Annotated in this window: 21 protein-coding genes, 1 pseudogene and 1 other annotated feature; of the genes and pseudogenes, 8 read left to right on the top strand and 14 right to left on the bottom strand. The window is 44.7% G+C overall.

Annotated features, from left to right (window positions below; translation table 11 throughout):
- Positions 1-212: 212 nt before the first annotated feature.
- On the top strand, positions 213-857 hold the full coding sequence (gene adk, locus QME20_RS15405) for an adenylate kinase (protein ID WP_281716204.1): 645 nt from the start codon (positions 213-215) through the stop codon (positions 855-857).
- Positions 858-1,004: 147 nt separating this feature from the next.
- A complete protein-coding gene (locus QME20_RS15410; protein ID WP_014976958.1) occupies positions 1,005-1,400 on the top strand; it encodes an MAPEG family protein in 396 nt (131 codons plus the stop codon).
- A 519-nt stretch (positions 1,401-1,919) separates the two neighbouring features.
- On the opposite strand, the pseudogene QME20_RS15415 reads toward QME20_RS15410, so the two are convergent.
- Both QME20_RS15415 and lepB read right to left on the bottom strand, forming a co-directional pair.
- Positions 1,920-4,514 (bottom strand): annotated as a pseudogene (locus QME20_RS15415) (TonB-dependent receptor).
- A 444-nt stretch (positions 4,515-4,958) separates the two neighbouring features.
- Complete coding sequence (gene lepB / locus QME20_RS15420) at positions 4,959-5,612, bottom strand: signal peptidase I (RefSeq protein ID WP_281716205.1); 654 nt, start codon at positions 5,610-5,612, stop codon at positions 4,959-4,961.
- Between the two features lie 330 nt (positions 5,613-5,942).
- Between lepB and QME20_RS15425 the strand changes: the two genes are divergently transcribed.
- The 3 genes from QME20_RS15425 to QME20_RS15435 all read left to right on the top strand — a co-directional run bounded on the left by QME20_RS15425 (position 5,943) and on the right by QME20_RS15435 (position 10,914).
- Positions 5,943-8,858 (top strand): pitrilysin family protein, encoded by a 2,916-nt coding sequence (locus tag QME20_RS15425; RefSeq protein ID WP_348648757.1) that lies wholly within the window; start codon positions 5,943-5,945, stop codon positions 8,856-8,858.
- A 258-nt stretch (positions 8,859-9,116) separates the two neighbouring features.
- Positions 9,117-9,962 (top strand): formate/nitrite transporter family protein, encoded by an 846-nt coding sequence (locus QME20_RS15430; RefSeq protein ID WP_039225192.1) that lies wholly within the window; start codon positions 9,117-9,119, stop codon positions 9,960-9,962.
- 91 nt (positions 9,963-10,053) lie between these two features.
- Positions 10,054-10,914 carry an alpha/beta hydrolase-fold protein gene (locus QME20_RS15435; protein ID WP_281716207.1) on the top strand — a complete coding sequence of 287 codons (861 nt, stop codon included), beginning with the start codon at positions 10,054-10,056 and terminating at the stop codon, positions 10,912-10,914.
- 157 nt (positions 10,915-11,071) lie between these two features.
- Here QME20_RS15435 and hisIE read toward each other — a convergent pair whose 3' ends face one another.
- The 8 genes from hisIE to hisG are packed head-to-tail and all read right to left on the bottom strand — an operon-like array spanning position 11,072 to position 18,212.
- Entirely contained in the window at positions 11,072-11,689 is a 618-nt protein-coding gene (gene hisIE, locus QME20_RS15440) for a bifunctional phosphoribosyl-AMP cyclohydrolase/phosphoribosyl-ATP diphosphatase HisIE (protein ID WP_015067587.1), read from the bottom strand.
- Positions 11,686-12,498: an imidazole glycerol phosphate synthase subunit HisF gene (hisF, locus tag QME20_RS15445; protein ID WP_039222819.1), complete on the bottom strand. Its 813-nt coding sequence runs from the start codon at positions 12,496-12,498 to the stop codon at positions 11,686-11,688. The genes hisIE and hisF overlap by 4 nt, the downstream gene beginning before the upstream one ends.
- Positions 12,480-13,217: a 1-(5-phosphoribosyl)-5-[(5-phosphoribosylamino)methylideneamino]imidazole-4-carboxamide isomerase gene (hisA, locus tag QME20_RS15450; protein WP_049588644.1), complete on the bottom strand. Its 738-nt coding sequence runs from the start codon at positions 13,215-13,217 to the stop codon at positions 12,480-12,482. The genes hisF and hisA overlap by 19 nt, the downstream gene beginning before the upstream one ends.
- Positions 13,217-13,846, bottom strand: a complete 630-nt coding sequence (gene hisH / locus QME20_RS15455; protein WP_239219142.1) for an imidazole glycerol phosphate synthase subunit HisH — start codon at positions 13,844-13,846, stop codon at positions 13,217-13,219. Before hisH ends, hisA begins: the two co-directional genes overlap by 1 nt.
- Entirely contained in the window at positions 13,846-14,916 is a 1,071-nt protein-coding gene (hisB, locus tag QME20_RS15460) for a bifunctional histidinol-phosphatase/imidazoleglycerol-phosphate dehydratase HisB (RefSeq protein WP_049588646.1), read from the bottom strand. The genes hisH and hisB overlap by 1 nt, the downstream gene beginning before the upstream one ends.
- Positions 14,913-15,992 carry a histidinol-phosphate transaminase gene (gene hisC, locus QME20_RS15465; RefSeq protein WP_049588647.1) on the bottom strand — a complete coding sequence of 360 codons (1,080 nt, stop codon included), beginning with the start codon at positions 15,990-15,992 and terminating at the stop codon, positions 14,913-14,915. Before hisC ends, hisB begins: the two co-directional genes overlap by 4 nt.
- Positions 15,992-17,296 carry a histidinol dehydrogenase gene (gene hisD / locus QME20_RS15470; protein WP_187446638.1) on the bottom strand — a complete coding sequence of 435 codons (1,305 nt, stop codon included), beginning with the start codon at positions 17,294-17,296 and terminating at the stop codon, positions 15,992-15,994. Before hisD ends, hisC begins: the two co-directional genes overlap by 1 nt.
- Before the next feature lie 13 nt (positions 17,297-17,309).
- Positions 17,310-18,212 (bottom strand): ATP phosphoribosyltransferase, encoded by a 903-nt coding sequence (gene hisG, locus QME20_RS15475; RefSeq protein WP_014950027.1) that lies wholly within the window; start codon positions 18,210-18,212, stop codon positions 17,310-17,312.
- Between the two features lie 50 nt (positions 18,213-18,262).
- Positions 18,263-18,381: a sequence feature (His leader region), on the bottom strand.
- Positions 18,382-18,611: 230 nt separating this feature from the next.
- Here hisG and QME20_RS15480 point away from each other — a divergent pair.
- A complete protein-coding gene (locus tag QME20_RS15480) occupies positions 18,612-18,851 on the top strand; it encodes a hypothetical protein (RefSeq protein ID WP_014950026.1) in 240 nt (79 codons plus the stop codon).
- A 15-nt stretch (positions 18,852-18,866) separates the two neighbouring features.
- Here QME20_RS15480 and QME20_RS15485 read toward each other — a convergent pair whose 3' ends face one another.
- From QME20_RS15485 to QME20_RS15500, 4 genes are all read right to left on the bottom strand, one after another.
- Positions 18,867-19,163, bottom strand: coding sequence for a hypothetical protein (locus tag QME20_RS15485; RefSeq protein ID WP_336246532.1), 297 nt, complete (start codon positions 19,161-19,163; stop codon positions 18,867-18,869).
- A 373-nt stretch (positions 19,164-19,536) separates the two neighbouring features.
- Complete coding sequence (locus QME20_RS15490) at positions 19,537-20,109, bottom strand: YSC84-related protein (protein WP_014950022.1); 573 nt, start codon at positions 20,107-20,109, stop codon at positions 19,537-19,539.
- A gap of 180 nt (positions 20,110-20,289) precedes the next feature.
- Positions 20,290-20,559 carry a DUF6482 family protein gene (locus QME20_RS15495; RefSeq protein ID WP_257721543.1) on the bottom strand — a complete coding sequence of 90 codons (270 nt, stop codon included), beginning with the start codon at positions 20,557-20,559 and terminating at the stop codon, positions 20,290-20,292.
- 116 nt (positions 20,560-20,675) lie between these two features.
- Positions 20,676-21,158: a DUF2244 domain-containing protein gene (locus QME20_RS15500; RefSeq protein ID WP_014950020.1), complete on the bottom strand. Its 483-nt coding sequence runs from the start codon at positions 21,156-21,158 to the stop codon at positions 20,676-20,678.
- 152 nt (positions 21,159-21,310) lie between these two features.
- Here QME20_RS15500 and QME20_RS15505 point away from each other — a divergent pair, with 152 nt between their 5' ends.
- Positions 21,311-22,219, top strand: coding sequence for a sulfite exporter TauE/SafE family protein (locus tag QME20_RS15505; RefSeq protein WP_281716208.1), 909 nt, complete (start codon positions 21,311-21,313; stop codon positions 22,217-22,219).
- Positions 22,220-22,332: 113 nt separating this feature from the next.
- Positions 22,333-23,637, top strand: coding sequence for an alpha-amylase family glycosyl hydrolase (locus tag QME20_RS15510; protein ID WP_281716209.1), 1,305 nt, complete (start codon positions 22,333-22,335; stop codon positions 23,635-23,637).
- Positions 23,638-23,683: the final 46 nt, after the last annotated feature.

Genomic DNA, 23,683 nt, shown 5'->3' on the forward strand with positions numbered 1-23,683 from the left:
ATCATATTAAGAGTTAGCTTATTCATCTTAAATAAGATGAGTTACTAAATGGGTGTAGGCGCAAATTTACAAAAGTGCCTATAAGCTGAACATATATTCGCCATTAGTCTTAAGATTAACTTTACGGTACTGCTTACACTTGTCACCCCAGTGTTGAATGTGTAAAGTGCCCGAAGTAAAAAGTTTAAAAATCATAAGCGGAGAACGCACTCATGCGAATCATTCTTCTCGGCGCTCCTGGCGCGGGTAAGGGCACACAAGCTCAGTTTTTAATGGGCAAATATGGCATTCCACAAATTTCAACGGGCGACATGCTTCGTGCTGCAATTAAAGCAGGTACAGAGCTAGGCCTTGAAGCAAAGCGTGTAATGGATGAAGGCAAACTAGTATCTGATGAGATTATTATTGGCCTAGTGAAAGAGCGTATTGAACAAGATGACTGTAAAGACGGTTTCTTGTTAGACGGTTTCCCTCGCACTATTCCTCAGGCTGACGCAATGAAAGAAGCAGGTGTCAATGTTGATCATTGCATCGAGTTTGACGTTCCTGACGACATAATTGTAGAACGTATGGGTGGCCGTCGTGTACACCCTGCATCAGGTCGCGTTTACCACGTTGTTTACAACCCACCAAAGGTGGAAGGAAAAGACAATGAAACAGGCGATGACTTAATCGTTCGTGATGACGACAAAGAAGAAACAGTGCGCAAGCGTCTTGCGATTTACCATGAGCAAACAAAGCCGCTTGTGAACTACTACAGCGCTGAAGCGGAAGCTGGAAACTGTGAGTACCACAAGCTTGACGGTACGCGCCCAGTTGAAGAAGTGAGTGCTGAACTTGCTGAACGTTTAGGTTAATTGCCAACAACGTCAACAAAAGGTCGCTTAGGCGGCCTTTTTTGTTGCTTGTAACTTATTAGCGGATAACGTTTAATGACAACCATGAATGTTGAATTAAGCGCTGATTAATACAGCGCGATATAACTAGAACATGTGGAGTAGACCATGGTTTTGCCAATCACGGCGTTTTACGCCAGCTTACTGGGTATTTGCTACCTGTATTTGTCGTTTTTAGTCATTGGCGCCAGACGTCGCCACCAAGTGGGAATTGGCGATGGTGGTCACGAAGACCTGAGTCGTTTGACAAGAGCACATGGCAACTTTAGCGAGTACGTACCCATCACCCTTATTATGATAGCGTGTTTTGAAGCCAATACTGGCCAAGTGTGGGCTGTTCACGCATTGGGGAGCGCACTGTTATTTGGCCGTGTATTACATGCCTATGGCTTAGGTCGCCACTCAGGCGTTAGCTGGCAGCGCTTCGCGGGTATGATCCTGACTTTCCTTGCTATGCTGTGTGCAGCAATAGGTAATTTGGTGCTCATTCATTTCGGATTGTAAGCGTAGCAAAAGAAGTAAATACATATAGAAAAAATGCCAGCTTAGCTGGCATTTTTTTTACCTCATTTCCAATTAGGTTGAGCTAATTCAGGCATTGAGAACAGGTTCGCTGTGTGTACTGCCAAGGTATAGTCTCTGCACAGAGGAATAACCGCAACGAATCGACTTGACGGAACTTTTGCCACCTAAGCGTTTTGTCCTGTTTGGCCGTTTAACCAATTCGGTTGGAGTCTAAATGCTAAAGATTCTTATAATTTTGGTATTTCTAGTTTTTTACACCTACTTACTGAAGCGTAGGTTTAAAGTGAAGATGATGGAGGCATGGCGCGCCGAAAAGGTGGGGTCTGAGGTTATGGTCTATGTGATGATTGTATTGCCTGTGACTCTCGCATGGCTCACTACGGTGCTCTTTGAATATCTTTTTTTCTAAACACACGTTAATACATGAATGAAAAAAAAGCGCTCAAGGCATGCCATTGTGAAGCAATGCTGTTGAGCGCTTTTTCGTCTTACAGGCTTTTAGAAGCGGTAAGTTAGTTTAGAGTATACGAAGCGGCCACGCGGGTTGTGCACGCCGCCTACATAGCCGTATAAGTCGCCATCACCATCTCCAATAGCAAATGGAGGCTCTTCGTCAAGCAAGTTGTTTGAACCAATTACAAGGCGAAGGTTATCGCTGTAGTTGTAACCAAACTGCAAGTCTACCAACATTTGAGAATCAACCGTTCTCGAGGTATTTTCTTCAAAGTCCAACACACCGTCGAAATCAATGTCAGGCGTATCTTCAAATTCGCCAATAAAGCTAATGTTCAAGTTGGCATCGAACGCACCTTTAGACCAGGTTGTACCGAACAACCAACGATGTTCTGGATAGCCATATTCGCCAGTGTACTCAAGACCGTCTTTTTCGAATTCGTTCATGTAAGACCAATCAAGGTTAAAGCGTACGTTACCGAACTCTTGCAGTTCCATGCTATAGTTAGCGCTGAAGTCAACACCAGACGCTTCTTGAGATGATACGTTTTGGTAGGTGTTGAAAATCTTTTGAATTACACCTAATGACTCGCCTGGCTGTGGATCTAAGCGTACACAAATCGTGCTGTCTTGGTTATTACATTCTGCGTCGTAAACTAAACCGAATTGCTGCTCATCAATTTTGTTATCCTGCGTAATACTCCATACATCAATGCTCAGGCCTAATTCTTGAATAGGTGCGTAGATAACACCTACGTTCCAAGATTCTGACTCTTCTGCATCCAAGTTAGGGTTACCCGCAAACTCGATATTGTAATCCAACGATTCACAATCTTGACCTGTTGCATCACATCGATATTTGTCTACGAAGAAAACACTTTTCTGTGACGGGCCAAGGCCAACTTGTGCAAGAGACGGTGCTCTAAAGCCCTGAGCCCATGAACCGCGCACGGTTACTTCATCACTTGGCGCCCATCGTAATGCGATTTTAGGGTTAGTTGTACTACCAAAGTCGCTATAATGATCGTAACGACCAGCTAGTTGAAGCTCAAGCTGTTCAGCTAAAGGTATAGAAAGCTCTAAGTATGCAGCATACTGGTCGCGTTCAGCTGAGGCAGAAACCGATTCAGTACCGAAGATTAATCCGCGCTGGAACTGAACATCAGGAACGTCAGATACTTGCTCTTCGCGATATTCAACACCTGCTGCCATCATGACAACATCGTCGCCGAAGCTGAATGCTTCACCGGTAATGTGAGCGTCAACGCTGGTCATTCGAGATTCACCACGGCGCACAAGGCTAGTAGTAATATCATCAATTACACTTTGTGGGTTAGTAACGCCACCAAACGGGTTGTAGTTACCAAGGTTAATTTGTTCCTGAAGCCAGTCAACGCGAACCCAGCCTTGTGATTGATCACCGCTTTGCTCTGAACGGCTACGTCCTTTTTGTATAGATGCTTCCCAGTCATAATCATTGAACGTACCACGAAGGCCTGCTACTAAACGAAGGGTGTCAGATTCGATATCCCAGCGACGGGCACCTGCATCAACAGGGCGGTAGCGACCAATTTCAATGTCTTGTCCAAACGGGTTATCAGGATGAGTACCCGGAACGGTTAAACCGGCATCTTCATCAAGAGGTGTTGCTGCACCGCCCGCTTCAGACGTATTGTGCTGCATTGCAACTTCCATAAATGCTGTGGTTTCGTCGCCAATTTTATAGTCGAACTGACCAATAAAGCCTACGCGCTCAGAAGCCGGTATGGTTAAACCGAATGGGCCATAATCGAATAGGCAGCTGCCAGACGCCGTTGCGCTGTCTTCCGGACAGTCAGGGTCGATAGTTTTAACGCCGTCTACGTAGAAGTAGCCTGGGTAACCTCGTGACGAACGGAAGTCCATACCGCCATAAGGAGATTGGTTGGCTGTACCGTAACGACCCATTTCGTCAGCGCCGAGCGTGCTGTTGTTGAAATAGTCGATGATAACTGTAGCACTGCTTTTTTCGCTTTGAGAGCCCCATAGAATACTGGCGGTGGTCTCATCATAGCTTGGGCCTGTTGTACCACCATAACCTGCATTAATCTCTAGACCTTCGTAGTCTTTCTTCAGTACTACGTTTACTACACCTGCAACAGCGTCTGAGCCGTAAATCGCAGAGGCGCCGTCTTTTAAGATATCGATACGTTCGATGGCGGATACAGGAATAGAGTTAATATCAACGAATGAGTTAGTGATACTTTCAGCAAAGGCGCTAATTGCCACGCGACGTCCGTTTATTAGAACAAGCGTTGCATCTGGCCCCATACCTCTAAGGGATACCGCTGCCGCGCCATTGGCTGTAGAGTCTTGGCTGTTATTGCGTGTCGAGAAGGTACCCGCACCTGTGGCCGGCATACGCTCGAGTAGCTGTTGAAGGTTTTCATAGCCCATGCCTTCAATCATTGTTGCATCTATTGATTGAATAGGTGAAGGGCCTTACATATCTGTACGTTTGATACGAGAACCGGTGACTGCAATTCGTTCAAGGTTGGCTGCTTCTTCGTCAGCTTGCTGTGCATACGCAGGAGATAGAGAGGTTAATCCTGAAAGTGCTAATCCAACTGCAATTGCACTTACTTTACGACCTTGTTTCATTGTTATTTCCTTATTTCCATTTTACTTGTTGTGTGTTTCTGCAACATTACGTTGTTGCAGATTTATGAATAGCACTCCTGATGCTTATGTTGCAATAGCATAAAATGCAAAAGATGTGACACTTGGTTACGAAGTGTGTAAACCGAGTATTACTAATGTGAATTTGAAATGAGGGAATAGGGCATTATTGTGAAGCGTAAAAGCCCTGGGACAATGCTTCTACGACAAGAATAAATAAAAAAGTGGAATAAAGCCCATGCGTTCTGATAAGAAACAGAAACGCACAAATAGTCGTATTTTGGGTATTAAAAATAGTGCCTACTTTTTCGTGTAGATAACTTTTGATGGCAAATGCAGCTAATTTGACAAGTAATCGAGTGATTGAAAATTGAGCATAGGTAAAGGTCTATTAGCGCTAATGTAAAGAGAATTTATCCTCGACATCTAATAAAGAGAAGTGAAAAACCTTTCTTTTCGAGGTAGATACATATTCTTTGTATCTAACGAAAATGCAACAGCGTTGGCTTTGCCCTGAATTTCTTCAATTGGAATGAAGCCATAATAACGAGAATCAACGCTATTGTTCCTATTATCCCCCATTGCTAGCACGTGATCTCTGGGCACAGTGATCAAATTAAAGTTTTTCGCAAGGCTAGGTAATGGGTTAAGCGCTATGGTTCGTGTTTGACCTAAAATATGCTCGGAATAAAGATTGTGACCTTTGACGCTTAACGTTGCTTTTTCACCATTGATAAAAAGAACGTTGTTTTCTAATTTGACCTTATCACCTTCAATGGCAACCACACGTTTAATGAGTCTTGTATCAGCTGCATTACTGTCAATGATTACAATGTCACCGCGATTGATGTTACCAGTTTTCGCGACAACAACGTCTGTGAACGGCAGTTCTAGCGTGTAGGCTGATTTATCAACCACTACGCGGTCGCCTACTTGAATGGTGGGCTCCATAGAGCCTGTAGGGACATAATACCAATCAGCAACACTGCTTCGAAACGAGAAAAGCAAAACCATAAATAAAATGAAAGGCAGGTTGTTCTTAACGCTCTGTTTTAGATTTAACACGGCTTCGGTTCTCACTTTTCGTAGATTGCTCGTTAGATCAAAGTTTTATCACGACATGGCTTGTGTAATAGATGTAGATTGTAAATTACCTAATTTGTTCAAAATTGAGGTGTGGAAAATGTAACGAACTATGTCGGTAGCTAATTAAGGTTGCTCTAGCTACAGGGTATTGAGCGTTGAAAAAAAGCAATAAAACTCATATCAATCATATGTTTATATTGCACTCTGTAAAAGATGAACGCCGCCCGTTTAGGCATGCTTAAAATGTCTGAAAAAGGAATGTCATGGCACTGGTGGTGCACTTGTGGTACTTGTTACATTTTTGACTGGCAAAGAACATACATAATGCTTGAAACATTCAAACGAACAAGAATGTACACTGCAATTGCTGTAATAACATTAAGTGCAGTTTCGACAGGGTGTACGCATAACACCAATGATCCACAAAATGTACGAACTGCTTCCGATATAACCAGCGAAACAACCACTAATGCAGATAATAGTACTGCTTCCCTAAATACGTCACTGTTCAACGTGGACTACGAGCGTTTTACTCTGGATAACGGGCTTACCGTTGTACTGCACGTTGACAGGTCTGATCCCGTTGCTGCAGTCGCCCTCACTGCGCATGTGGGTTCAGCCAGAGAAAAAGAAGGGCGAACAGGCTTTGCGCACTTGTTTGAACACTTACTTTTTCTCGAATCAGAGAACTTGGGAAAAGGCGGTCTTGATAAACTCAGTGCGAAAATTGGCGGCTCAGGTGCAAATGGCTCGACGAGTCGTGATAGTACCAATTACTTCCAAACTGTACCCATTGATGCTTTAGAAAAAATGATCTGGGCTGAAGCCGATAAGTTGGGATTTTTCATTAATACCGTAACAGACCCTGTGCTCGCCAAAGAAAAGCAGGTGGTGAAAAACGAAAAGCGCCAGAGTGTGGATAATCGTCCTTATGGTCACAATCAATATGTGATTGATAAAAACCTTTACCCTGAAGGGCATCCTTATAGTTGGCAAGTGATTGGGTCGTTAGATGATCTGCAAAACGCAACGCTTGCTGACGTGAAAGAGTTTTTCAAAAAATGGTATGTACCTAATAATGTGGTGCTTACCATCGCGGGTGATATTGACGTAAATCAAACTAAAGCGTGGGTTAAAAAGTATTTCGATGAAATTCCTGCGGGAGAGCAAATCAATAAATTACCGCCTCAACCTGCGAAGCTCAATGAGACTAAAAAACGATTCCATATAGATAATTTTGCACAAGCGCCACTTTTAACTATGGTGTGGCCAACCGTATCTGAATATCACGATGACTATTATCCACTTCAAGTACTTTCTCAGTACTTAAGCCAAGGCAAAAATGCTCCGCTGAACAAGGTGCTTGTTGACGAGAAGAAGCTCACCAGTGATGTTTATCTTTATGGCTATGATGCTGAGATCGCTGGACAGCTACAGCTGCAGGTAATGGCATTTAATGGCGTGAACTTAAACACTGTTGCAGATGGAGTTAATGAAGCGTTCGCCCGCTTTGAGAAAGACGGGATTTCTTCCAAGGATTTGGCGCGCATAAAAGCAGGTCAAGAAACAGAATTTTATCAAGGACTTTCAAGTGTCTTAGGTAAAGGTTTTCAATTGGCGCAATACGAAATCTTTGCGGGCGGAGCTGAATTTATCAGCCAAGATGTTCAGAAAATTCTGGGCGTTTCACAACAAGATGTAATGCGTGTTTATAGCACCTATATCAAGGATAAACCGTTTGTCGCCACTAGCTTTGTACCTAAGGGACAGCAAGAGTTGGTGTTAAGCGGCTCTACTGAAGCTAATGTAGTGGAGGAGCAAATTGTCGCGGGGGCGGAAGAGAGCTTTGATGCGTCAGTTGCGGCTGAATACGAACGTACTCCGTCATCGTTTGATCGCACGAAAGAGCCTGCTTATGGTGAATCAATAGAAATTACACCACCTAAGGTTTGGCAAAATACACTGTCGTCTGGCATCAAAATAACGGGTATTGCTAATGACGAAGTGCCATTGGTCGCGTTTGAGTTAAAGCTAGATGGTGGCATGCTTCTAGACTCAGAAGGTAAAACAGGAACCGCCAATTTACTTGCCGCAACTTTGCTTAAAGGTACGGCGGAAAAAACACCCGAGCAGCTGGAACAGGAAATTGAGCTTTTAGGCGCTTCTCTGGAGGCCAGTGCTTCTGAAACTGACATTACTATTAGCGGAACGGTCTTGTCTAAGCACTACAGTGACTTAATGCAGCTTGTCACTGAAGTGATACTTTCTCCTCGCTTTGATGAACAAGAGTTTGAATTAGCTAAAGACGATACAATCAACCAGATTGAACAAATAAAAGCGAACCCTAATGCCATTGCATCGGTCGAGTTTAAAACACTGCTTTACGGAAAGGCGCATCCGTTTGCTCAAACGGTTCTTGGTGATAAGCAAACTGTAGATGACACAACGCTCGAAGATGTTAAAAAGTATTACGAGAAATACTTCACACCGTCATTGGCAAAGTTCCATGTTGTGGGAGACATCAAACAACAGGACGTTGTAAAAAGCCTAGCGCCACTTAATGCGCGATGGTTACCAAAAGATGTTACTTTTGCGAAGGTACCAGAGCCCAAGCTGCCAGAAAGCGCCCAACTCTTTTTCTATGACGTTCCTGGGGCTAAACAGTCAGTGCTTTATTTCGGCCATTCCGCCCCGAATGTTACTCATGATGATGCTTATAAAGTCAGTGTGATGAATTATCGTTTAGGCGGGGGCGGTTTCGCCTCACAGCTTATGCAGGAACTACGTGAAAACAAAGGCTACACCTATGGCATTCGTTCGTCGTTCTCTAGCGATCAATATACGGGTGAATTCACCATACGAAGCGCCGTAAGGTCGAACGTTACCTTAGAAGCAACGCAAGCTATCATGGATATATTAGCAGCGTTTGGCACAAACTATTCAGATGAAGATCTAGGCGTTACGAAAGGATTCACACTTAAATCTGGTGCAAGGGCGTTTGAGACGTTAGGCGCTAAACTGAATATGGTTAGCGAAATCAGCGATTTTGGCTTGCCCAATGATTACGTTTTACAGCAAGAAGCTGAGGTGAAAGCGTTAACCGTGGATGAGATAAAGCGCCTATACGGTAAATATGTGCATCCTGATAAAATGATTTATTTGATAGTTGGAGACAAAGATACCCAGTTTGAGCGTTTAGAAGCGCTTGGGTTAGGGCTGCCGATATTGTTGAACCCTTAGTTCATGGTTTACGTTTTGCGAGCATTATAACGGCCGTTAATAAGATCAAAGCCCGTGTGAACAGCGTTCATGCGGGCTTTTTTATTAAAATGAGTGCTAGATCTGAAATAGGCAAAATTATTGTGACCAAAAACGTGCTTAATCCACGTAACCGAATAGGGTGGTCTGGTGATGCCTGTTAAGTAGCTGTGTCGTAGACCAAATACTATGTAATTGAGGCAAACGTCCTAGTTAAGCAAAGAGTTGCAGGAGACAAGAGTGACAGAAAAAGTGAAGGAGTCTGGGCATAGAGAGCAAGACGTTGCCCTTAGTCATACTGAAGAAAAAGATGTACGAGATAATCAGAGCTTAAATTCTGTTTCTTTGTATGCCATTGTCCACAGGGAAGGGTTAGAAGAACTTCAGCGTCCTATGATGTCATTGTGGTGGTCTGGTGTGGCGGCAGGCATTGGCATCTCGATTTCAATTCTTGCTGAAGGAATTTTGCATCACCTCTTTGCAAACTCTCCCAATCAGTTTGTTATCGAAAACCTGGGCTATACGGTTGGTTTCGTGCTGGTGATTGTTGGTCGACTTCAATTGTTTACCGAAAATACGCTTTCGGTCATTCTACCCTTGTTGAGTAAACCTTCGTTCAATATGGGCTTTTGCATTGCGCGCCTGTGGTTCATCGTTTTCACCGCCAATATGTTCGGCACCTTTTTGGCTGCGTTTTTCAGCTTTTCGCTGCAATCTGTTCCACCAGAGCTGGTTGAAGGGATGACCGCTATTTCTGAACATTATGCCAAGCTATCACCATCAGACGCTTTCTCATACGGCATTACGTCCGGGTTTATCATTGCCGCTATTGTATGGATGAAGCCTTCGGTTAAGCATTCTCAAATATTGATGATAGTTATTTTTACTTACTTAATTGCTATAGGAAATTTTACGCACGTGATAGCCGGTTCAACAGAACTTTTCTTGTTAGCACTGCAAAATAAAATAAGCGTTCTTGAAACACTCTCACTAATTGGTGCAACATTACTAGGAAATATTGTGGGCGGAACGGGACTGTTCGCGCTGCTGGCTTATGGCCAAGTGGTAAGGGAAATCGAGAAATAGAGAAGTCAAAAAGTGACCCTTGGTGTGCAAACAGTGGTTAATTGAAATTAGCTGCGTTATAACATGCCGTTTAAGCCACTAAGGGGTTACGGTGCTTCGCTTTCTAACAGCAATAATTCTTGTCGGAAGTGCATTTTCATGTGCTTTTGCTGAATCAATCATTAAACCTATCATTTTTGAAGCGTCTGTTTCGTTACCTAGAAGCAAAATGGTGACAATAGAAGATACGGAAACTGCACGTAAATATACGTTATTTGTACAGTTGCCAAAAAGCTATAACGCATCTCCTTCCAAGGATTACCCCGTAATATACACAACAGATGCGCCTTACAGTTTTCCTATTATCGTAGGCTCTATACGAATGCCAGTAAACGTAGGCCAAATGGAAGAAGCGGTCATAGTGGGGTTGTCTTATTCCCTAGAATCACAAGGCGTAGAGAGTAGAGTAAGGGACTACACTCCTGCCATAGCCAATAGTTGGAAACTGGAAACCGGTCTTGCTGCTGAGTATCTGTCATTTATTAGACGAGATGTATTAACATTTATTGAATCTACATATCGAGTAGACGCCAATCGACGGACTTTTATTGGGCATTCATTAGGCGGGCTATTTGGCGGCTACGTGCTCATGCAATCCCCTGAAACCTTTTCTAACTATGTGCTTGTTAGCCCTTCAGTGTGGTTTAATGACGATTACTTACTAACCTTAGAAATGGCTGAAACTCAATCGCCCAAGCGTGTTTACATTGGTGTGGGAAGCTTAGAAACGCCTGAGTTTGGCGAGGGTCAAGATATGGTTGCGGGGAGCAAAGCATTGGCAAGTAAAATCATCGCTAAGGCAGATCAAAACATAACACTACAATTGCATGTTATCGGCGGTGCGTCACATGCGACCGTGTTTCCCACCGTTGCTATCCAAGGGATCGATTGGATATTGGGAACGCCGCGCTAGTCGCGTTTTCTTTAACTGATGGATTATTTTATGCTCAATTTTTAGGCAGGCTAAACAATGTTAATTGCAATGAAGTGCAAAGCTCTGCGATACAAAAATGCCCTTCGCGTAGAAAACGAGAAGGGCATTTTGAATAATAAACGAGTTTTACAACGGATTACTTGTGGCGCTCACGCAACACATCAAGTGCATCGTTTAGCGACATATCGCTCGCCTGAAGCAGTACCGTTAAGTGGTACAACAAGTCAGCGGCTTCGTTTTTAAGCTCTTCTTTGTCGTGCACAGTAGCCGCCAATGCGGTTTCTACACCTTCTTCGCCCACCTTCTGCGCTATGCGCTTAATGCCTTTGTTGTAGAGGCTAGCGGTATAGCTACTTTTAGGGTCAGCGTCTTTACGGGCAGCCAATACACGCTCTAAATCTGCAAGAAACGTAAAGGCTGGAGTGTTGCCGTCGAACCAACAGCTTTCAACACCAGTGTGGCATGTCGGGCCGTTAGGGTTGGCAAGTACCAACAGTGAATCTTGATCGCAGTCACAAGCAACGCTCACTAAATCTAGCGTGTTACCAGATGTTTCACCCTTGGTCCAAAGACGCTGTTTTGAACGGCTGAAGAATGTCACTTTGCCCGTTTCAAGGGTTTTCGCCAATGCGTCTTGGTCCATGTAGCCCTGCATTAATACCTTGCCAGACAGTGCGTCTTGCACAATGGCGGGTAGTAGGTTGTCCATTTTGTCCCAAGCTAATTTATTGCTGTTTTCGTTAGTAATGATCACGGGTTTACTCCTTCTGCTTGCGCCGTTAATCCGTGACGCTTACGCATGGCAACGCCATTGCTGGTCAACTCTGCTTTCAACTCATCAATATTGATGATGCCCTTGTGAAATACTGATGCTGCAAGCGCGCCATCTACGTCAGCCTGTTGAAACACATCCGTAAAGTGGGCAATTTCACCTGCGCCACCCGACGCAATTAGCGGCACTTCACAGATATCGCGCACGGCTTTTAGCTGCTTCACATCGTAGCCTTTGCGCACGCCGTCTTGGTTCATGCAGTTCAGAACAATTTCACCCGCACCGCGCGACTGAACTTCTTTAATCCAATCGATGGTTTGCCACTGGCTTTTTTGCGTTCGCGCTTCATCACCAGTGAATTTGTACACTTCGTATTGGTCGGTTGCTTCGTTGTAAAAGCTGTCGATACCAATCACGACGCACTGTTGACCGTATACGTCGTGTAGCTGGTTAATTAGATCTGGGTTATTAAGGGCAGGGGAGTTAATCGAAATCTTATCTGCACCCATTTCCAAAATGCGCCCGGCGTCTTCAATGCTCTTAATGCCGCCCGCTACGCAAAACGGGATATCAATAACCTGTGCTATACGGCTTACCCAGCTTTTGTCTACCACGCGGGCATCAGAACTTGCGGTGATATCGTAAAATACCAACTCGTCGGCCCCCGCTTTTGCGTATTGCTCGGCAAGAGGCACAATATCACCAATAATTTCATGATTTCTAAACTGAACGCCTTTAACGACTTTGCCGTCGCGTACATCCAAACAGGGAATTATGCGCTTTGCCAGCATGCAATAGCCTCCTTCACCGTGAATTTACCTTCAAGTAGTGCGCGGCCTAAAATTACGCCACCAACGTTTGTGGGTTTTAGCGCTTCGATATCAGCGATGCTGCCAATACCGCCAGACGCTTGCCAGCTAACGTGTGGGAAACGGGCTGCCATTTCTTGATACAGCTCAGTGTTCGCACCTTGTAGCGTGCCGTCGCGGCTAATGTCGGTACACAGCACATGCTTTGCGCCTACTGTAGCGAAGTCTTCAAGCAAGCCTTCAAGGGCTACGCCAGAATTCTCTTGCCAGCCGTGGGTAGCAATAAGCTTTTCACCGCTGTCGCTAATATTGATATCAAGGGCCAATACAATGTGCTCTGGGCCGTATTTTTCTACCCAAGACTTCACAAGCTCGGGTTGTTTTACCGCCAAAGAACCAATCACTACGCGGCTTACGCCCGTTTCTAGTAATTGCGCTACTTCTTCTTCACTACGAATACCGCCGCCGGCTTGAAACTTCATGCGCTTGGTATCGACCATAGACTTAATTAGTGAAAGCTGACGTTTACTGGTGTCTTTAGCGCCTGTTAGGTCAACAATGTGCAGCCAGGTTGCACCTTGGTCGGCATAGTCGTGAACCACGTCTACTGGGTCCAGTTCGTATTGGGTTTTCTGCTCGTAGTCGCCTTGATAAAGGCGTACTACGCGTCCGTCAATAAGATCAATCGCTGGAATAATCATTATAGGTTCACAAAGTTAGTCAGTAATTGTGCTCCGGCCTCGCCAGAACGCTCTGGGTGAAATTGCACCCCGTAAAAGTTGTCTTTATTTATAGCTGCTGAAAACGTATTACCATAAGTGCAGCTTGCAAGCGTGTGCTCGTATTCAGGAACGGCAAAACTGTGCACAAAGTAAAAGTAGGTATCTTGTGGGATGCCCTTAAATAAACTTTCTTCTTTATGAGAGACTGTGTTCCAACCCATATGAGGTAAGCGCACGCCTTTTGATTCCATGCGAGCCACATGACCTGGCATTAGGTTCAAACAGTCGATGTTGCCTGTACCTTGAAAACCACCTTCAGCGCTGGTTTCAACCATAAGTTGCATGCCTAAACATACGCCTAGCACAGGTTGGGTAAGCGACTGCAGGGTTTCCACTAGCGCTTTTTGCTTAATGCTTGCCATCGCTGCTGCCGCTGTTCCTACGCCGGGTAAGAACACTTTATCAGCGTTTTTTATCACGTTTACATCGTCAGATACGTCCACTTCAACGCCTAAGCGCTCAAGGGCAAAGCGTACTGATGAAATGTTCGCGCAGCCGGTATTTACTATAACTATTTTTTGTCGCTGCCTGGGGTTTACCACTGACATTACAGGGCTCCTTTACTACTTGGTAGTGCATCACCTTGGCGCGTAATGGCTTGACGTAGCGCACGGCCAAATACTTTAAACAGGCTTTCTACCTGGTGGTGTGCATTACCTTCGCTGGTGGAAAGGTGCAGCGATAGTCCCATGCTTTGTGCAAGCGAGTAGAAGAAGTGCGGCACCATTTCGGTGGCCATTTCACCTACCTGGTCGCGGCTAAATTCAGCGTCAAACTTAAGGTGTGGGCGGTTTGAAATGTCCATAATACATTCCGCACGACACTCATCCATTGGCAACGCGAAACCAAAGCGACCTATACCGCGTTTGTCGCCCAGAGCCTTTTTAAGCGCTTCGCCAAGGGCAAGGGCGGTGTCTTCTACACTGTGGTGATCGTCAATGTGCAAATCGCCATCGGTAGTCAGGTTTAGCTCGAAGCCACCGTGGGTAGCAATTTGGTCTAGCATGTGGTCAAAAAAGCCCATGCCGGTTTGAATTGTCGACTTAGCCTGCGAATCAAGATCTACACGCACGCGAATGTCGGTTTCAGAGGTGGTACGTACCACCTCTGCAATACGTGACGACGCAAGTAAGCTTTTCTGAATATCGTTCCAGTTTAAGCTTTCACGGTTGTACTGAAAGCTGCGAATACCCATGTTTTCAGCAAGCTGTACATCGGTAATTCTGTCACCAATAACAAACGAACGAGTGAAGTCCACTTTGCCTTGCTGTAGGTATTCTTGTACTAAGCCAAGCTTTGGTTTACGGCATGTGCAGTTATCAGCATCGAAGTGCGGGCAAATAAGCACGTCGTCAAACACTACACCCTGGCTTTCGAAAATGGCCATCATGGCATTGTGTGGTTTGTCGAAGTCTTCTTGCGGGAAACTGACTGTACCCAAGCCGTCTTGGTTACTTACCATCACGAGTTTAAACCCAGCTGCCTTTAGTTTAAGTAGCACAGGAATAACGTTTGGCTCGAAAACAAGCTTCTCTAAACTATCTAATTGCTTATCTATTGGCGGCTCTTCTACAAGTGTACCGTCGCGGTCAATAAATAAAATGGCTTGCTGACTCATGCCGCGTCCTCATTATTTTTAAATTCGTTAATTAGCTGCATTAAACGCTGGTTTTGCTCTTCAGTGCCTATGCTTACGCGTAAACAGTTTTGTAAGTTAAGCTGTTTTGATTGATCGCGAATAAGCATGCCTTGGCTTACCAAGTACTGCATTAGGGCTTGCGCTTTTGCGTAGCGGAATAAGATAAAGTTTGCTCGTCTATCACCCACTAATTCAAAGCCTTCGATAGAATTCAGCGCTTCGGCTAGGGCCTCTTTTTCCCGGTTAATGGTAGCCACCTGAAGCTCAAGTAACGTTAGCGATTCAGCCGACAATGCTTGTGCAGCAATCTGCGCTACTGGCTCTGGAATGGGATAGGGCGCTATCACTTTAAGTAGTGCTTGGATGACGGGTGCCTGAGCAAGTGTAAAACCACAGCGAAGACCGGCAAGAGCAAACGCTTTAGACAGCGTACGAAGTACCACCAAGTTTGGATAGTTGTTAATCTCATTTGCCCACGTATTGTCGGCATCGAACTCAATATACGCTTCATCTACAACAACCAGTGCTTTATCGGCAAAGTGATTGAGCACGGTTTTAATGTCTTCACGAGCAACTGGCGTACCGGTTGGATTGTTGGGCGCACAGATGAAAATCACGTTAACGTCATCTTCAGCGCATACAGCATTCACGTTAAGGCTAAAGTCGTCGTTAAGCGGCACTTTCTTAACGCCCACATCACAGGTTTCAGCACTGATTGCATACATACCGTAGGTAGGCGGGCATATCAGAATGCTGTCTTTACCCGGCGTGCAGAAGGTGCGAATAAGTAACTCAATGCCTTCATCTGCGCCGCGGGTAACAATAAGCTGCGATTTGTCGAGCCCGGCGTAGTTTGCGTAACCACTGACTACCGCTTCGGGCTGACATGACGGATAGCGGTTAAAGTTGCTGCTATCTACGCTGTATTCGTTGGCATAAGGTGACTCGTTGGCATTAAGCCAGTCTTGACCACCTGAAAACAAGCGACGAGCCGATTCATACGGCTTTAGCGGCACTAAATTTTCGTTAATTAGGTTATCGATAAGTGCCGACATTAGGCGTCTCCTTGCTTAAGTGCCTGCATGCGAAGTGCAACGGCCTGTTCGTGTGCATCCAAGCCCTCGGCAGCTGCAAGTGCCATAATCGCAGGGCCTAAATTACGCATGCCGTCTGCGCTTAGTTCTTGAATAGTGTAGCGACGCATAAAGTCTAATAATCCAAGGCTAGAGTAATTCTTAGCATAGCCATAGGTTGGCAGTACGTGGTTAGTGCCCGACGCGTAATCACCTGCAGATTCTGGTGACCACGGGCCTAGGAATATAGAGCCTGCGTATTTAATTTTTGGCAAATAATCACGGGCATTCTCTATTTGTACAATTAAGTGCTCAGCAGCGTAGGCGTTACTTGCTTCAATGGCTTGCTCAATGGAATCAGCCAAAATATAACGCGCATTTTCCATAGCAGGGCGGGCAATCTCAGCGCGAGATAGGGTTGCTAATTGACGTTCAACCGCGGCTTTTGCTTCTTCAATAAGTGTAGCGCTGTTAGACACCAAAATAGCCTGCGAGTCTGGACCGTGCTCGGCTTGGGAAAGCAGGTCGGCCGCTACAAACTCAGGGTTTGCGAACTCATCAGCAAGTACCAACACTTCTGATGGGCCGGCCGGCATATCAATAGCAGCACCATCAGCACGTTGGCTTACTTGCTGTTTAGCTTCAGTCACAAAGCTGTTACCCGGGCCAAAAATCTTATCTACTTGAGGAACGCTGTCTGTTCCCAAGGCCATAGCGGCGATTGCTTGGGCACCACCACACAAGAAGATCTTGTCGATGCCGCATTTTCTGGCCGCATACGCAATTTCAGGCGCGATAAGCTGTTCTTTGTTTGGTGGAGTACAAAGTAGCTTATTTTCGCAGCCCGCCACCAATGCAGGTACGCCTAGCATCAATACGGTTGATGGAAGTGGAGCGCTGCCGCCTGGAATATAAAGACCCACTGCATCAAGGGCGGTGAAGCGCAGCTCGCATTTAACACCAGGCGTTGTGGTTAGCGCGATATCACTAGGCATTTGCGCTTCGTGAAACATTTTTATGTTGTTGAACGCAGTATCGATAGCACTTGCTACATCTGGCGTTACCTTCGCAGCAAGAGCATCAATGTTTTCTTGTGAAAGGACAAGGCTAGTTAAGTCTGGGCAGTCAAATTTACGTGTGTAATCAAGTACTGCCTCATCGCCTTCTTTTTCAACGCGGGCGATAATGTCGCCCACGGTCTGCTTTAACTGTTGGCTATTGGCCATAGCCGGGCGGGCTAGCGCCTGTTTTTTCTCATTTACCGAAAGAGATGACCAAGTAATCATAATTGCCTGCCTTTTAGCCCATCATTTTTTCGATTGGCATTACAAGAATAGAGCTACAACCAAGGGCTTTAAGTTTCTCCATGGTTTCCCAGAACAAGGTCTCTGTAGAAACAACGTGGATAGCAACTTGTTCTTCATTTCCAGCAAGTGGTAGAACCGTAGGATTTTCAGCACCTGGAAGTAGGCTTTTCACCTGCTCTAAATACGCTTTTGGTGCGTGTAGCATGATGTACTTGCTTTCTTTTGCTAGTAATACGCCATCAACACGTGGCATTAGTCGGTTAACCAGTGTTTCTTTCTCGTCGCTAAGCTCGCCATCAGCGCGCTTAATAAGTACCGCTTTACTGCGGAAAATAACGTCTTTTTCAACAAGACCGTTAGCTTCAAGGGTTGCACCGGTAGATACAAGGTCACAGATAGCGTCAGCTACACCTGCTCGTGGGGCCACTTCCACAGAACCTTGTAGCATTACAGCCTTTGCATTTATGCCCTGTTCTTTGAAGTAGCGCTCAAGTAGGTAGGGGTAAGTTGTTGCTACTTTTTTGCCTTCTAGCGACTGGATTCCTTGATAATCCATCTCATTAGGTACCGCAATAGACAGGCGGCAGCCGCCGTAGTCTAGACGACGCAGTACTTCATATTCGAATGGCTTGCCCGCAGCTTTACGCTCTAGCATTTTCTCTTCTAGCTCATTTTCGCCAATAAAGCCTAGGTCTACTACACCATCCATAACAAGACCTGGAATATCGTCGTCACGCACGCGAAGCAAATCAATAGGCTGGTTCGTAGAATGCGCAATCAGCAGGCGATCACGAATATTGAGTTTAATGCCTATAGCTTTCAGTAGGGCAATGCTGTCATCGCTCAATCGACCTGATTTCTGTACGGCAATTCGAAGTCTTTTGCTGTTACTCATTGAAACGTTCCTTACACGTTGTGTTTTAACTTTTGATTGCGCCTAAAACGAAAAACCCCCGGAAGTTTCCTTCCGAGGGTCGAGAATTTGTTTTATCTGCGCCACTGGAAGGATACATAGACCTTCCAGCACGAACCTGAAAGGTTATGCTTTGTGGTGATGGTGATGTTTCGTCGCGCAGTTAATCATTTTAAAAATTTTAATTCCTAATTTCGAACGGCTGAAACATTAGCGTTTTGAATTAGGATTTGCAAGGTTAAAGTGAACTCTTTTGGCACACTAACTCTAATTTAATGTGTATATAATAAAACAATTCGTTATGAATTAGTTTTGAACCGTAATTTTAGGCAACTCGTTGCCGATAAGTTATAGAGACAAATGCAAACTTCTGGAGGGCGTATGAGCAACGATCTACTGTTTCCCATTTTGCCTCGCAACACAAAAGTGCCGATTGAGACGGACGACCGCGTGAAGAAAGTGCAAAAAACCAAAAAGTCCGAGCACTTTAGTGAAGAAGAGCGCGATCAGTTTCAAGACGTGAAGCGGACTGAGATTATCGAAAAATCAGCTGAAAACTCGAAAGATAAAGAGCGAGGTAACAGCGAGGGGGGGCTTAAGCATATTGATATTGATGTTTAGCGAAACTTGTTAGCGTTAGGTTTTGCTCGCATTGAGTTCTTCAAATAAAGCTGCAATTTGATTCGTCACTTTGTGCTTAGGTAAGTAGAAAGGCAGCGGCATTCGCTTAGAGTGAGACTCTTTCACTTTTACCGTGGCACTTATATAACTTTCTAACACTGGCAAATCTTGCTGCTTAAGTGTCTCAATTAACTCTCTTGGAAGCTTTGCTTGGCTATTGAATTGATTAACAACAATACCCAACAAACGCAGTTCAGGGTTGTGGTCTTCTTTTAATTCCATTGCATTTTCAAGTAATCGCTCACTAAACAGCGAAAAAAATCAACACCGCAAAACCACGTGGTTTTATATACCTAGAATGGAAAGCGTTATGGTTAGTATAAAAAAGTCTGTATGGCAGCTTGCAATAATGCTTCTGGCGTTTGGATGTCCAATAATACTTACATCAGCCGATGTGTACACTGCGCAATATTACGCAGATAAAGGATTGAAAAGTGCTAAGCATTTTCCTGGATTGGCGAGTCTTTGCGATATTAGTCTTGAGCCGCGGGATATTTTTATTGTAAAGGTTTAGAGCGGTAGCGGGCAGTTGTGCAGAAAAAATAAAAAGGCCTCTTGCATTCAAGAGGCCTTCGGTGTGTTGGAGCGCTAATCGCTAATATGGTTAGGAATAGTTAGGGCAGAATTAGTTTAGTTCTTTATCTACCCAAAATTTCGTGCCTTTAACAGTGGCCTGTAATGTAAGGCCGCTTTCAGTCATAGTATACACTGTGACGTTACCCAAGTAGCCTTCGCCTTCTGCAGATGCACCTTTGTTACCGGCTTTCGCTGCTACATCCGCGTTACCACCTACGGTCCATCCATTTTCAATAAAGTGATTCATCGCTTTTTGTGTGTGGAAAACCATAACAATTCGGTAATCTTTTGCGCCTAAGCCAAGGCCTACGCCACCTTCGGCCATATTCATATATGTTTTTGCGCCGGTTACATTATTGTTTACAACACCATAGCCTGTGCCCGCCGCCACAAAGAATACGTTGATGTTAGCATTGGTAAATACGGCGTAGCCGGCAGCGTCTTTTACCTGAGAGCGCGTATCGGGCTTTTCAGAATAAAGGCGGGCAAGCGCGTTATCTTGCATATCTAAAATAGCTTGTCGCTTTTCAGCAACAGTTCCGTCGCCCATCGAAGCGCACGCCGTCAAGGCTAACACGGCAGCCACAAACACAGATTTAATAGCTAACTTACTTATTTTCATGCAATTCTCCTTAGCATGTAGGTATTTTATTAACTACAGAAGAAGACCATTCTTACTGTTTCTAATTCAATAAAATACCGTTTTAATTTACGTCACATTAGTTGTACGCAAAAAACGTGCTAAGTGGTGCATGGAACATTGAAAACTATTGGTCTTACTTGCTAGTACACCTGCAAGTCGCTACCACTCAATTTCAAGCTCTAACGCACCGGGATGATCGGTTTGACCAACCATTTCTTCATACGGTGTGCTTTGACGGAGCCAAACTTTCTCAAAGGCTTGAGAGTCAAAATGCTCCCTAATCTCGTTCAAACAGTGAAACGTTTTAGGTTGTGACTTGTTGTCGCGAACCAAGGTGCGTGAGGCGCCCATACCGGTTGATGCGAGGTAATTGCCGCCTTCTAGTGACTCGATGTATAAGTTCATAGTGTAACCCTCATTAGGTCGCAACTCGTTATAGCTGCGTCTTGTATCTAATTAGTCGAAAATAGCCACAATGATCATTAATTTTGTGTCATGCACGATAAGGAGCCTTACGCATTGGTTGCATTTCAAAGCAACACGAATTACCACCACTTATTCGAACATACTGCGATCCCCGCCTTTTGCATACATTCATGAACACGCTCTTTGTCTTCTAAATTTAAAAATGATCCCACTTCAAATTGCTGCAGAGGGGCTTGTAGCACAAGCTGTGGCGCACATTTTAAGCTCAAGTCTTTTTTATAGTACAAGGACGTATCAGGGCGGAAGAATTCTATGCTGATACCGTTCGAGCTAGTGACTTGAATGCTGTTTGATGAAATTAAGAGCGTCTCCCAGCGGTATGTTGCTTTAGAAACCAAATACATAATCAGTGCCAGTAACCCGACCTCCAATCCTGCAAAAGGTAATATGACCCACGCACCGGCCAGTGACCAAGCAATAGCTATCGAGCTGATAAAAAGGGCAAAAGCTGCAATAAGGTGCTTTGTCTGTTGCCATGTTGCTGAGCGGTTTGGCGAAAGATGCAGTTGCACCTGGTGCTCAAATGTAGATACTTCAACCATGTTTTTAAAATGCTGTATATGATATCTGTGTAAGTAAAACCTTATACGTAGTGGGATAACAATAGTTTGAAAATTGTACAGGTGCTAGTTGGCTGCGTACTTAGAAAAGTCATGCCGTGTAACTTGCCGTATTATCTGCCTTAAGGACGTATGTGATTTCTCTCATCAAGCAAAACGCTGGCAAAACAGCGTTGATAGTACTTTTATTTTTATGGATCGGCAGTTTGCTAGCGCAACCAGCCCCTATTGAGCTTGTTAAAGAGTTCGGGCTTTTCAGCGTTCTTGGCGTTATTGGTGCTATATTTGCGAACGCCACTGGAGCTGGCGGTGGCGTGGTTTTCGTTCCGTTTTTTAACTACCTGTCATTTTCTGCGCAAAGCGTTGTGGCAACGAGTTTCGCCATCCAATGCTGTGGTATGACCGCGGGGGCACTAGCTTGGGCCGCGTATTATAAACACCAACACAAGTATGATCAGTATTGGAAGGCATTACCCAGTGTACTGATGTTAACGGTTCCCTCGTCAATATGCGGCATAGGATTCGCTCAGTATTCTTCTCAAAGTACACGGCTTCTAGAGCATTTGTGGGGTGGGGTCAATAACCTTCACATCGCTTTTGGTAGTTTTTCTATTCTATTAGCAATCGCAATATTTGCTTCTATTCCGCTAATGAAGCGTACCCATTTCAAAAAAGACTTACATACGAAAGATCTTTTGCTTTTACCTTTCATTGGTTTTTTAGGCGGCATTATCACCGCGTGGCTTTCGGTAGGAGTAGGAGAGTTAGTCGCTGTTTACCTCATAATTCGAGGGTTTAATGTAACTTTGTCTATTGCCAGCGCGGTTATCTTGTCGGCTTTTACTGTGTGGTCTGCATTGCCGTATCACGCTTTTATAAGCGAGTCTGTGGTATGGCAGGTTGTTTTGTTTGCTGGGGCTGGTGCAATAGTCGGTGGAACGATTGCAAAGTTTGTTGTTTTAGCATTTTCGGTTCAGCGTCTAAAACTTTTTTTCGGTATTTGGGTACTAATTTTAGGTGTTACAAGTTTACCTATTCTTTAAGCCACGAGCTTGCGGCAGTTAAAGGCCCAGCTCGCTGCAATTTGAAGCCTAAAGTAACTCGACGCAGAACCAGATTCTTCTTCTAAACGCTAATCTCGATAAGGAAAGATAATATGGATATCAATCCTGTTCCTAAGAAACGATATAACGTGCTTCAGCCAGAATGGTCATCTCACGCTGTTATTTATCAGGTCAACACACGACAGTTTTCAGAGCAAGGTAATTTTGAAGGAGTGAGAAAGGGGTTATCCCACATTAAATCACTTGGCGCTGATATTGTTTGGCTTATGCCTGTACACCCTATTGGTGAAAAGAATAAAAAGGGAGAGCTTGGAAGTCCCTATGCAGTAAAAGACTATCTGGCCATTAACCCTGAATTTGGTAGCGAAGAGGATTTCAAAGCGCTGGTGGATGAAGCGCACAAGCTTTCGCTAAAAGTCATCATAGACTGGGTGCCAAATCACAGTGCGTGGGATAATCCTTTGGTTGAACAGCACCCCGAGTGGTACGCCAAAGACTACAAAGGAGATTTTCGTCCATCTCCGTGGTGGGATTGGAGCGATATCATAGAGTTTGATTATGAACACGTTGGCCTTCGCAAATACATGATTAACGCGTTGTGTTATTGGGTTGAAAAGTTTGACATTGATGGGTTTCGCTGTGATGTAGCGGGGTATGTCCCCAACGATTTTTGGCAGCAAGCAGTGCAAACGCTAAGCGCAATCAGACCAGTCTTCATGTTGGCTGAATGGGAGAATCGAGATCTTCACGAAAATGCGTTCAATATGACATACGCATGGAGTTGGAACGAGACGCTACACGAACTCGCACACGGACAATGTTCGCTGGATAGGTTGCGCAAGTATTATTCGTGGAACGAACGCAGCTGGCCTCACTCCGCTTACAGAATGACCTTCGTTAGTAATCATGACAAAAATGCCTGGGATGGCACTCAGCGCGAACAATTTGGTGATGCGCTTGAAGCCTGCATTGCGTTGTCTGTGGTAGGTGAAGGTATGCCGCTCATTCACAACGGACAAGAAGCTGGTGAAACCAAGCGTTTAGCGTTCTTTGAGCACGATCCTATACACTGGCAAGAACATGAAATAGGCAACTTGTACCGCAAGCTAATTGCTCTTAAAAAGTCCAAAGCCGTGCTAGGGAACGGAGAGTACGGGGCAAGAATGATACAGGTGCCAAACTCTAAGATGGATAAGGTATTTAGCTTTGTACGTTGTAGTGAAAGTGAAAAAGTGTTCGTTGTGATTAATTTTTCAAATGAGTATCTAGAGGTGACCTTTGAAGAACCATTGTTTCAAGACGAATATACACAATGGCAGCATGAGGAGAAGCGAAATTTTGAAGCTGGTTCTGTCTGTGAGCTTGAACCTTGGCAGTTTGAAATTTGGGTAGCTTGAAGCGTTGATCGTTTGGCGTAGTGTTTAACTACAAAAGGTATATAAG

Source organism: Alteromonas sp. CyTr2, from assembly GCF_947311905.1.
Taxonomy (GTDB): Bacteria; Pseudomonadota; Gammaproteobacteria; order Enterobacterales; family Alteromonadaceae; genus Alteromonas; species Alteromonas macleodii.

Coding starts and splice junctions, on each gene's coding strand:
- hisD (WP_187446638.1), bottom strand. CDS start 17,296: ATGATTACTTGGTCATCTCTTTCGGTAAATGAGAAAAAACAGGCGCTA.
- hisG (WP_014950027.1), bottom strand. CDS start 18,212: ATGAGTAACAGCAAAAGACTTCGAATTGCCGTACAGAAATCAGGTCGA.
- QME20_RS15500 (WP_014950020.1), bottom strand. CDS start 21,158: ATGGTTGAAGTATCTACATTTGAGCACCAGGTGCAACTGCATCTTTCG.
- adk (WP_281716204.1), top strand. CDS start 213: ATGCGAATCATTCTTCTCGGCGCTCCTGGCGCGGGTAAGGGCACACAA.
- hisF (WP_039222819.1), bottom strand. CDS start 12,498: ATGCTGGCAAAGCGCATAATTCCCTGTTTGGATGTACGCGACGGCAAA.
- QME20_RS15510 (WP_281716209.1), top strand. CDS start 22,333: ATGGATATCAATCCTGTTCCTAAGAAACGATATAACGTGCTTCAGCCA.
- QME20_RS15480 (WP_014950026.1), top strand. CDS start 18,612: ATGAGCAACGATCTACTGTTTCCCATTTTGCCTCGCAACACAAAAGTG.
- QME20_RS15425 (WP_348648757.1), top strand. CDS start 5,943: ATGCTTGAAACATTCAAACGAACAAGAATGTACACTGCAATTGCTGTA.
- QME20_RS15490 (WP_014950022.1), bottom strand. CDS start 20,109: ATGAAAATAAGTAAGTTAGCTATTAAATCTGTGTTTGTGGCTGCCGTG.
- hisH (WP_239219142.1), bottom strand. CDS start 13,846: ATGTCAGTGGTAAACCCCAGGCAGCGACAAAAAATAGTTATAGTAAAT.
- hisC (WP_049588647.1), bottom strand. CDS start 15,992: ATGTCGGCACTTATCGATAACCTAATTAACGAAAATTTAGTGCCGCTA.
- QME20_RS15410 (WP_014976958.1), top strand. CDS start 1,005: ATGGTTTTGCCAATCACGGCGTTTTACGCCAGCTTACTGGGTATTTGC.
- hisB (WP_049588646.1), bottom strand. CDS start 14,916: ATGAGTCAGCAAGCCATTTTATTTATTGACCGCGACGGTACACTTGTA.
- hisA (WP_049588644.1), bottom strand. CDS start 13,217: ATGATTATTCCAGCGATTGATCTTATTGACGGACGCGTAGTACGCCTT.